This is a genomic window from Pelomonas parva (genome assembly GCF_043555835.1).
GTDB lineage: Bacteria > Pseudomonadota > Gammaproteobacteria > Burkholderiales > Burkholderiaceae_C > Pelomonas > Pelomonas parva.
The window spans coordinates 263133-272208 of sequence record NZ_JBIGHV010000010.1 but is presented as its reverse complement, the minus strand read 5'-3'; the positions used below and the strand labels follow the sequence as shown (position 1 = coordinate 272208).

The following is a 9076-nucleotide window of genomic DNA, read 5'->3' as shown; positions in this document are numbered from 1 at the left end:
CCCCCCCCCCTGCTTTTTTTTTCGGTGGGCCCCCCCCCCCCCCCGGGGGGGGGGGGGGGGCCCCCCCCCCCCCCCCGCCCCTCCAACACCATGATCAACGTCCACCCGCACCGCTCAAGATAGTTGACGCTGGCAGCTCAGGGTAGTTGACGCCGGGCAGGCCGCAAAGCTATCGACCCTGGCTTTGAACGTCAACGGTGTACCGGCGCGACTTCCTGCGAGTCTCGTCAGTATTGATGAATCGATTGCTCGGTTATCTAGCGTTGAGCCGTCGGTGTTTGATCGGGGCGTGCGTGGATGTTCCAGGGCGGCTGCTCCTGTGCACGCGTTGCCGCATGCAGGTCCCAGGAGGATCTTTTCGGGGGCTGGCGGAGCCGACATGCGGTAGCGAGCGCTTCGTACTTCTGGCACGCTCGACTGCTCACAACTTCTCGTTCGAATGGGGGCGTGTGGTGGCAGCTTGGCAGTTCGACATGAAGGCGGCTTGCGGCGATGGCGGCACGTCGCTGCCGACGTTCGATCTGGCTCGGATCGATTCCTTCCTTGATGGCCTCATGGATCGCAGTGCGGAGCCAGGAGGCTGGCTGATGTACGGCCCTGCAGAGGGCAACCGCATTGACGTGGCCTTCGACGACGAGGGCTGCGAACTGGATGTGCGGATCGACGCCAGGAGCGATGCGGACAGCTTCATCTCGTTGGTATGCGTGCTCATGTCGCATTTGGGCTGCACGCTTTTCTCACCCGAACTGAATGAAAATTTCCCAGCAGACGTGCACAGTGTGAAGGGCGCGCTTCAGCGATCTGGCGCCTGGATGTTCGCCCTGGACGCTCAGGCGTTTCTTGCGACAAGAGCGCGTGACTGAGGTGCGAGAGACGGCGCCTGCACCCTCGGCGACTCCCAAGAGCTTCACCTGGCCCTGCATTGAGCGCCAGTGCATCGCCTGGTTGACGAGGCCGCGCGGAAACGGAAAAAAGGGCTTGCGGCACGAAGCAGCAAGCCCAATGCCATCGGGTCAGTGGGACCCATGGCAACTGCGGGGTGCGTGTAGGTGTCAGGTCAGGCGGCCGTTGCCAGCTCCTGGTGCCTCAGCTGCAGCGAACTGAGGCTGTCGTTGCGGCTGGCCATCGCCGCTTCGTGCTGGAGTCGTCGCGCGTTGGACAGCTCAAGCGTCCGGTTCAGCTCGGGATGTGCTGCGATGCGGCGGCGGGCCTCATTGATGGCCGGCGCGAACTCGGGGCTGACCCGGGCCTTGTGCGACAGGTAGGCATCGTGGCGATCTGGGAGGACGGTCCACCAGGCCACGATGCTGTCGGGGTCGTTCAGGTTCAGAAGCATGCTGGTGCTCCTTGGGTTTCGGGGTTGATGGCTCGGGGCAGGTAAGCGCTGGCGATGGTTGTGGGGTCGCGTGGGAGAGCTAACCGCTGTGCGGTGTGGGATCGCTTCCTGATTTCTTGTTCCGCGGCGGCAATGGGGCAGGCCTGGGAAGCGATCGCGAGCCAGCGGTGGCCAGCTGCAGCGGCCTCTTCGCGGGAGTTGCAGTAGTCGCTCATGCCGAAGTGGGCGGTGAACGCGTCCAGCCACTCGTGCTGTGTGTAGGCGTAGCGGGCGGTGGCGATCACGTCGATGCAAGCCGAGTTCAGCTGGTCGATGTCCTCGATCGATACTTGTCGGGGTGGCTCAGCCAGGTAGGCGGCGTCGAGTGCGTCGCGGGTGGCATCGGTCCAGCGCGTGAGGGCCGGCGGATAGATCCCGCGCCAGCAGGCATGCAGGCCGCCGGCTTGCTCGAAGGCAGCCTTGGCGGCCAGCACCTGCCACGCTCCTCCCAGCCGTGCCTCCAAGGCCGCACGGGCGGCCTCCGGGGCCTTTGCAGGCGCTTCGGCACCATACGGGTTGCTGGGGAAGTAGGGGATGTAGAACTTCGTGTTCATGCGCGTCTTCCGTGGGGCGTGAAGTGGCTGCCAGTGGCTCAATGACCTGGATGCCCGAGCTGCGGGCTCTGCAGGGATTGCAGGCATATAAATACTGTATGTGCATACAGTATCGCAGACGAGGGCGGATGTCGAGTGCTGTCTGCCTGGTCCGAGGCAGTGCGGGCGAGCCGGCGCGTTGCGCCGACCGGGCTCTCTCGGGTTCGCGCCTGGCGCTCATCCACGCGGTGCGTGGACTGCTGCGCAGCCATCCCGATCCCTCTCGCAGGCGCCTGCGGCGCTGAAGTGCGGTGTGCTGCGCACGCGGGGCTTGGGGTGCGCGGCCCTCCCGCGCTCGGGGATCGCGGGCCTGTTTCCTTCACGCTGCGCGTGAACGGGCCCGCTTGGCGAACAGGCCGGTACTGATCGGCTGCGCTTCGCGCGGGTCCGGCCAGATCGCCGCCCCGAGCACCCGCCATGCCCGAGGCCGGGCCGCGAACAGCCGAGAAGTGCTCGCAGCGGCTCGACCGTCGCGCCAGTCGCTGCGCTTGGTGTCACGCCGGTCGCGGTACCGCCGCTGCTCGGTGGATGCGCGCGACTTCGCTGCACCCGCTGCGCCAGGCGAGCTGGCACATCCGCTGCGGCGCTGCGACGCCCGTGGTGGGGCAGCCGGTGCGCCGGTCGTCCCACCGCGATCCCCCCACAACCCCCGTCCCTGGGTGAGGGGGACTTGTGGGGGGATCTTCAATGCGGTGGGCCGGGAAACCGGCGCACTGCTTCGGCTGCGTTCAAGACCGACCCCATCCCCAACCCCTTCCCGCCGGAAGGGGCCATGCCCACCCCCCGCCCGCCCGTGGGCGGGGGCGAGGGAGTCCGAGCGAGAGGATCAGTTTTAAGGAACCCAGGACGGGCGCCGGCTGGTCTCTCATGCAAGGAGGTTGGTCATGGCCAACATTCAAGTCATCCAGCGCAATGCGCATCTGGCGGGCAACGTCAAGGTCGAGTTCGTCGAGGGCCGGGCAGGCCGCGTTACCAAGGGGACGCTGGTTGCGATCAGTAACTCGGCGCGTGGCTCGGGCGATGCGCGCGAGTACCAAGCGACGTCCATCCAGTGGACGCTGTGGGGCGCGCAGGCGGAGAACGCCGCTGCCTATCTGGGCCGAGGCTCGCACGTCAACGTCGTCGGACGCATGAGCAACAACAACTACGTGAGGGACGGCGAGACCGTCTATGGCTGGGACTTCGTGGTCGACGAGATCGACTTCCTTGACAGCCGCGCCGAGGCCGAGGCGCGCCGTGGCGGCAACAAGCCCAGGCCCAGCGCCGGCGACGAGGCGAAGGCCGATTCGCACCGCCCAGCCCATGCCTGAACCGACAGGGGCGGGCAGGGCGATCCGTCGCCCCCCGCCCTTCGAAACCATCAACGATCGAAGGAATCCATCATGTACTCGACCCAATCCACACTCGCCACCCGTTTCTCGGGCCGTACCTCGCACACGCTGCGCAGCGAGCAGCCGCTCAGCGAGGACCAGATGCGCGCGGCTGCTCCGTCTATCTTTGCGGAGGGCAAGCACGTCAGCCGCTCCGACCGCTACACGTATATCCCCACCATCGACGTGCTGCGCGGCCTGCGCAAGGAGGGCTTCGAGCCGTTCATGGTGACCCAGGGCGCCAGCCTCGTGGAGGGCAAGGCGGACTTCACCAAGCACATGATCCGCATGCGCCACGCTGGGCAGGTCCAGACTAAGCCCGAGGCCAGCGAGGTCATCCTCATCAACAGCCACGATGGCGCCAGCTCGTACCGCATGCTCGCGGGGATGATCCGCTTCGTTTGTTGCAACGGGCTGGTGGTGGGGGATGTCGTGGAGGACATCCGCATCCCGCACAAGGGCAGCATTCAGAACGATGTGATCGAAGGCGCGTTTCGGGTGCTGCGCCAGTTCGAGTTGGTCGAAGCGCATGCCGAGGTGATGAAAGCCGTGCAGCTGGAGCCGCGGGAGCAGACCGCGTTCGCGACGGCGGCGCTGGCGCTGCGATTCGGCGAGCAGGTGATCGAAGAGACAGGCGGCCACCGGCCGGCGCCCATCACGGCCGAGCAACTAACCCAGGCGCGGAGGCCCGAGGACGTGGGCCGCAGCCTCTGGAAAACATTCCAGTGCGTGCAGGAAAACGTCATCAGGGGCGGCCAGCTTGGTCGCACTGCTCAAGGTCGCCGCATGCAAACGCGGCCGGTCGGCGGCATCGACCGTGGCGTGAGCCTCAATCGAGCGCTGTGGATGCTGGCCGAGGAGATGCGCAAGCTCAAGGCCGATTGAGTCGCCTGCGCTGGATTTGTCTGCGAATCCAGCGCTCAGCCTGGCTTGAACCGGTCCGACCATCGGTCGGGCCTGTCGTTCACATCAAGGAGACGATCATGTCCAACTCCATCCTGGAGGAGATCGCTCGCCTCGGCGTGCGTTCTCAGTGCGCTACAGACAAGGGCGGTGCGGCATTCGCCCGGCTGCTCCAGATTGCCGAGACCGGTAACACCAGCCAGGCGCGCCGGGTTGCAGCGTTTGTGGCTTCCACGTTCAACGGCCGCAGGTTTCCCTTTGACCCTTTTGAGCTGCGAGCCGTTGATGCGGAGATCAGTGATGACATGCTGTGCTGCCTGGACGCCCTGCGCTGGGCGCAGGCCGACCTCTACAGCTTGGTGCCGGATGGTCACTCGCGCGTGCGAGCGGTCATCCAACGCTGGGGACTCGCGTCACGTAGCGCCAGCTGAGCGTGGGGGGCGCCGTGTGCTGCACGCGACGGCTGCAGGCGCCGTGTTCTATCCTTGCGCTACATGGAAACCATCAAGGATGAGGCCACGTTGAAGGCGGGGCATGTCGAGAAAGCCATCACTGATCTCGACGAGCTGGTTCAGGCGGTGTTGGTCGCCTTGCCGCCCTTAAAGCCATGGCAGCGGCAACTGCTGCTCCATCTCAGGGAGATCGATCGACTGACGCAGGTCTTGCGAATGACGCTGTCGATGGCGCGCGCGCCCAGCGAGGTGAGCGAGGCGGCGCACAAGCTGCGGGTCGAACTTCGTGCTGCGCAGCGGTACGTCGGGACCGGCCGGGCTGACTCCGGTACCAAGGCCGCGATCCTCCTGGCGTGCGAATTGGGCCTGCGCATCGATTCGGCGCTGGCGTAGCTTCCCTGGCGAGCTGCGATCACGGTGCCAAGAGGTTCATCGTTAGCGCCGCGGTGATCAGGGATGAGGCTATAGCCGTGGCCGCGTGGGCTAGCCACTGACTTCGCAAGCCGACGCCGAGCATGAGCTTGAGCTGCCCGAGAGCCGGCTCCAGCTCCGTTCGGAACGCCTGCTGCGCCGCCACCTGCATGGCTTTGCTCTGAGCTTCTGCCGTGCGCTGGGCCAGCTCCTCCGTTCGGTGTGCGATGTGTCGGACGGCATGCGTCTTGGCTGCCTCGGTGAGTGCTGCAATGCTGGCTTGCGCCTGCGCGGCCCTTGCGTCCATCTCCGCACGGGCGCGGGTCAGGGCATCGCACGTCGCGTTCATCGCGGGAATCAGCGTGTCTACGCGGTCCAGCAGCGTGGAAACCTCGCCCATCAGTTCGGCGATCAGCGCTTCGCGCGCGTTGGACGGCGGGCTCATGGCGTCCTTCCGCGCCTGACTGCCGCAGGGGGATACGGCGGGTAATCCAAGCGCAACCCGGCGAAGCAGTCGTCGAGGTCGGGGACGACCCCGGCGGCCAGCCTGCGTGTGGCCAGACGTTGCGCCAGTACGAGCTTGGCGGCTTGCCCTTCGGCAGCGGCGATGGCGGCCTTGTAGTCCGTCTCGTCGGCCAGCAGCGTTGACAGGTCAAGGTCCGTTCGCCGGATCCGTCCGTAGATTTCGTTCGTGCCCATCCGGCATGCCAGGTCTGCCTCGGCCACCGGGTGCACAGCAAGGAACGCCAGGACCGGATCGAACACCTGAGCCAGGTCCTCGCCGTCTTCCACCATGTTGAACAGAACGTGGACCTTTTTGGCGGGTATCCCCAGGCGCGCGAGCTCGGCGAGCGTGGCAACGGTGTCTTGTTGCTGCTTGAGCGCGGGAACCGTCGGCACGATGAAGTGATCGAAGTCGGTGTGACTCTCCCGGTACCGCTTCATGGCCGCGAGCAACTCTTCGACGTTGCTCGCACCGATGTCGACGATGACGTTGTCCGTCATCTGCAGGTACTCCTGCAGTTCGCCGAACTGCCGGCCGCGCAGTGCCTGCTGCTCGCCTTCGTCGGCGTTGATGCTCTCTATCATGATGACCTCGGCGCCGGGGATCCTTGGCTTCAGCAGGTGCCTTGCCACGGTGGACTTGCCGACGTTGCCGGAGAAGTTGATGACGGCTACTTTCATCGTTCGTCCTTTCGGAGAAGCGGGTTGGAAATGTGGGTCTGGAAGAACGCTTCCGCGACCTCTCTGCCGGATTGGCGCGGCGGCGCGGCAGGCGGCTCAACGACAGCAGCCGTGGCGCCGAAAGTCCGGCTGACAGCCGGCGCGGACAGGTCGGGTTGAGGCCTTATGCTGGCTCTTTGAGGCGGCGCAGGCGCCTGCCGCGCTGCCTCGCGCTGGACCGTGCTCCAGCTGACGACGACGCCGGCTTCAGCCAGCGTCTCGCGGATGCTTTCGAGGGAGTAGCCCTCCGCGTGCAGCCTGCGGATCTCGTCACCGAACCGCCGCGCCTTGCGAGTGCGTTGACCTGGTGGTTCCTTCGGCTGCAGCCGGGTGGGCAACGGAGACTCGTTCGCGCGGCCAACGGTGAGATCCTGGACGCGTTCGCGGCACGTGTCGTTCGGATTCGGTTCGGCTCGATTCACTTCGCACCCGCTTTCGACCCACTTCATATTCACTTCGATCCGGTGGTCACCCGGTGACGATCCGGAGGCAACTCACGAAGACCCGCCTGTACCCATGTTCGGCGCTGGGTGTGCCGTTGAGCGCGCTGGATTCGGGCCTGAATCCAGCGGCTTGAATGCCGCGGATCAGGCCAATACTGGGGGAATGGGTGAGTGCAGAGATAGGCGGCCTGCCGCCGATTTCACAAGCGCTCCGCAGCCTCCTTTCAGTCGGCTCATGAACACCTCTGCGCATGACTTCGTCACCGTCGATATGCGCGGCCTGAAGGCCGCGCTGGTGGCGCACGCTAAGGCGAAAAGGTGCAGCGTGTCGGTCGTCGTCCGGGACGCAGTGGCGCGCGAGCTAGACGCCGCCGGTGCCGACGGTGCTGCGCAGCTCGGCTCGCCCGAAGCGCACGACGAGGCAGCTGGCTGGCTCAAGCTTTCGATCCGCGTCAGGCGCCCTGAAGCGGAACGCCTGGCCGCTGGTGCCCGGGCGGCGGGCCTGTCGAGGGGCGCCTACCTGGTGGGGCTGTCGGATGGCATTCCCGTGCTTCGCACGGGCGGGCGCGCCGAACACATTTCGTCGCTGGTGGCCTCGTGTGCCGAGCTGTCGACGCTCAGCCGCAATACGCACCAGCTCACAGCTCTTCTTCGCGAAGGCCACGTTCAGCAGGCGCTGGTCTACCGCGACATGCTGGACAGCATGGCGGCCGACGTTCGCAAGCACCTTCGCCTCGCCGCGCAGGTGCTGTCGGCGCTGCAGAGCCCGCAGGCGTCGTCGCATGGAGCGCCCAACCCCAGGCGGCAGAAACGGAGTGACCCATGGCACAAGGTGTGAACATCGACGGCGTCCTGGTGACGTGGGGCGACAGGCTCTTCTATCCTGGCAACCGAATCGTCAAGGGGGCTCCTCCGCCGAAGCTGAGAGGCGATGCCGCAGCCCATCGGGCCGCCACCATCCGCAAGCGCATCGAGGCGACGGTGCTTCGGCGTGCTCCCCAGGTGATGGTCAAGGTAACGGGCGGCGGGCGCGGCATGCAGGCCATTGCTGCGCACTTCCGCTACATCAGCAAGAACGGTCGGCAGCAGATCGAGGACCAGCGTGGCGAGACGTTGAGGGGCAAGGATGCCCTGCGCGATCTGGGCGACGAGTGGCGGTTCGGCGGCTCGCTGATTCCTGAAGCTGCCGAGGCAGGTCATCGGCGCGAAGCCTTCAACATCATGCTGTCCATGCCACGCGGCACGGACCCACAGGCCGTCCAGCGTGCCGCGCGTGAATTCGCGCGGGCCGAACTGGCCGACCACAAGTACGTGATGGTCCTGCATGACCATCAGGCCAATCCGCACGTTCACATCAGCGTGCGGGCAGAGTCCATCCATGGCAAGCGGCTCAATCCGCGCAAGGCGGACCTGCATCGCTGGCGCGAGACCTTTGCCGAGAAGCTGCGGGGCTTCGGCATCGACGCCGAAGCCAGCCGGCAGGCGACACGGGGGCAGCGCCGCAATTTCGAGCCACTCTGGCGCATCAAGGCGCGAGAGGACGGGCGGCTTCGTGCCGACCATTCCGATGCCGCCGTCGGAGCACCGGTCCACGCCGCGCGGGCCGTCAACGCCGAGGCCTGGGTGCACATTGGCCGTGCCCTGGCGCTGTCTGGCGATGCTGCCGACCGCAAGCTGGCCCAGGCCGTCGTGAACTTTGTGCAGGGCATGCCCCTTGTCCTTCACCAAGGGGCAATCGGGGGTCGATCTCGCAGCGGCCACGTGGACCTGCAGCAGGCGCCGGGCTTGGACCGGATGCCATCGCGGTAGCCGGTCCAAGAACGCGTTGGTGCCGTCTGGGCAGAGGGCGTGGTGGACAGCCTGGCCGAGCACCTCGCGCGCACCACGCCCTGGGAGCGCGGTTTCACCCGCAGGAACCCGCTCCGCATGCGGCAATCTTTCGAGGCCTACGGCGCCGACGAGAAAGTGACAGCACTGCTGACGCAACTGCCCTGGACGCACAACCTCATGATCCAGACCCAGTCCAAGCGCCCCGAAGAACGGGAGTTCTACTTGCGCATGGCCGTGCAGGAGAAGCGGAGCAGTCGCGAGCTGGAGCGCCAGTACAGTCTTAGCAGCTTCGAGCGCGTGGTGCTGAGCCCGACAATAGTGTCGTCGGCGCTGACACAAATGCATGGCGACGCTGCCACTGCTGCCTTCAAGGACGGCTACGACGTCGAGTTCCTGAGCCTGCCTGCCAACCACAGCGAGGCCGACCTGCACCGCGGCCTGCTGGGCCGCTTCGAACCTTCCTGATCGAGCTGGG

General features: G+C 66.2%; 12 protein-coding genes and 1 pseudogene. 8 read left to right on the top strand and 5 right to left on the bottom strand.

Annotation, left to right across the window (positions count from 1 at the left end; translation table 11 throughout):
• The first annotated feature begins 452 nt into the window (after positions 1 to 452).
• Entirely contained in the window at positions 453 to 863 is a 411-nt protein-coding gene (locus ACG00Y_RS24295) for a hypothetical protein (RefSeq protein ID WP_394483428.1), read from the top strand.
• 194 nt (positions 864 to 1057) lie between these two features.
• Here ACG00Y_RS24295 and ACG00Y_RS24290 read toward each other — a convergent pair whose 3' ends face one another.
• Together ACG00Y_RS24290 and ACG00Y_RS24285 are read right to left on the bottom strand one after the other, a co-directional pair.
• A complete protein-coding gene (locus ACG00Y_RS24290) occupies positions 1058 to 1336 on the bottom strand; it encodes a hypothetical protein (protein WP_394483426.1) in 279 nt (92 codons plus the stop codon).
• Complete coding sequence (locus ACG00Y_RS24285; RefSeq protein WP_394483424.1) at positions 1327 to 1929, bottom strand: hypothetical protein; 603 nt, start codon at positions 1927 to 1929, stop codon at positions 1327 to 1329. The genes ACG00Y_RS24290 and ACG00Y_RS24285 overlap by 10 nt, the downstream gene beginning before the upstream one ends.
• A 923-nt stretch (positions 1930 to 2852) precedes the next feature.
• On the opposite strand from ACG00Y_RS24285, the gene ACG00Y_RS24280 reads away from it, so the two are divergent.
• The 4 genes from ACG00Y_RS24280 to ACG00Y_RS24265 all read left to right on the top strand — a co-directional run bounded on the left by ACG00Y_RS24280 (position 2853) and on the right by ACG00Y_RS24265 (position 5086).
• Positions 2853 to 3278, top strand: coding sequence for a single-stranded DNA-binding protein (locus ACG00Y_RS24280; protein WP_394483422.1), 426 nt, complete (start codon positions 2853 to 2855; stop codon positions 3276 to 3278).
• A gap of 72 nt (positions 3279 to 3350) precedes the next feature.
• Positions 3351 to 4223 carry a DUF932 domain-containing protein gene (locus ACG00Y_RS24275; protein ID WP_394483420.1) on the top strand — a complete coding sequence of 291 codons (873 nt, stop codon included), beginning with the start codon at positions 3351 to 3353 and terminating at the stop codon, positions 4221 to 4223.
• A gap of 98 nt (positions 4224 to 4321) precedes the next feature.
• Positions 4322 to 4672 carry a DUF7673 family protein gene (locus tag ACG00Y_RS24270; RefSeq protein WP_394483418.1) on the top strand — a complete coding sequence of 117 codons (351 nt, stop codon included), beginning with the start codon at positions 4322 to 4324 and terminating at the stop codon, positions 4670 to 4672.
• A gap of 63 nt (positions 4673 to 4735) precedes the next feature.
• Positions 4736 to 5086 (top strand): hypothetical protein, encoded by a 351-nt coding sequence (locus ACG00Y_RS24265; RefSeq protein ID WP_394483416.1) that lies wholly within the window; start codon positions 4736 to 4738, stop codon positions 5084 to 5086.
• A gap of 19 nt (positions 5087 to 5105) precedes the next feature.
• On the opposite strand, the gene ACG00Y_RS24260 is transcribed toward ACG00Y_RS24265, so the two are convergent.
• Genes ACG00Y_RS24260 through ACG00Y_RS24250 form a run of 3 tightly spaced genes read right to left on the bottom strand, consistent with a single transcriptional unit; the run spans position 5106 to position 6777 of the window.
• Complete coding sequence (locus ACG00Y_RS24260; protein ID WP_394483414.1) at positions 5106 to 5549, bottom strand: hypothetical protein; 444 nt, start codon at positions 5547 to 5549, stop codon at positions 5106 to 5108.
• Positions 5546 to 6289 (bottom strand): StbB family protein, encoded by a 744-nt coding sequence (stbB, locus tag ACG00Y_RS24255; protein ID WP_394483413.1) that lies wholly within the window; start codon positions 6287 to 6289, stop codon positions 5546 to 5548. The genes ACG00Y_RS24260 and stbB overlap by 4 nt, the downstream gene beginning before the upstream one ends.
• Positions 6286 to 6777 carry a hypothetical protein gene (locus tag ACG00Y_RS24250; protein WP_394483411.1) on the bottom strand — a complete coding sequence of 164 codons (492 nt, stop codon included), beginning with the start codon at positions 6775 to 6777 and terminating at the stop codon, positions 6286 to 6288. Before ACG00Y_RS24250 ends, stbB begins: the two co-directional genes overlap by 4 nt.
• A gap of 229 nt (positions 6778 to 7006) precedes the next feature.
• Between ACG00Y_RS24250 and ACG00Y_RS24245 the strand changes: the two genes are divergently transcribed.
• From ACG00Y_RS24245 to ACG00Y_RS24235, 3 genes and pseudogenes are all read left to right on the top strand, one after another.
• Positions 7007 to 7609: a hypothetical protein gene (locus ACG00Y_RS24245; RefSeq protein ID WP_394483409.1), complete on the top strand. Its 603-nt coding sequence runs from the start codon at positions 7007 to 7009 to the stop codon at positions 7607 to 7609.
• On the top strand, positions 7594 to 8580 hold the full coding sequence (locus ACG00Y_RS24240) for a relaxase/mobilization nuclease domain-containing protein (RefSeq protein ID WP_394483407.1): 987 nt from the start codon (positions 7594 to 7596) through the stop codon (positions 8578 to 8580). The genes ACG00Y_RS24245 and ACG00Y_RS24240 overlap by 16 nt, the downstream gene beginning before the upstream one ends.
• A 33-nt stretch (positions 8581 to 8613) precedes the next feature.
• Positions 8614 to 9066, top strand: a pseudogene (locus ACG00Y_RS24235) (DUF1016 N-terminal domain-containing protein); the annotation flags it as partial.
• Between the last annotated feature and the right edge of the window lie 10 nt (positions 9067 to 9076).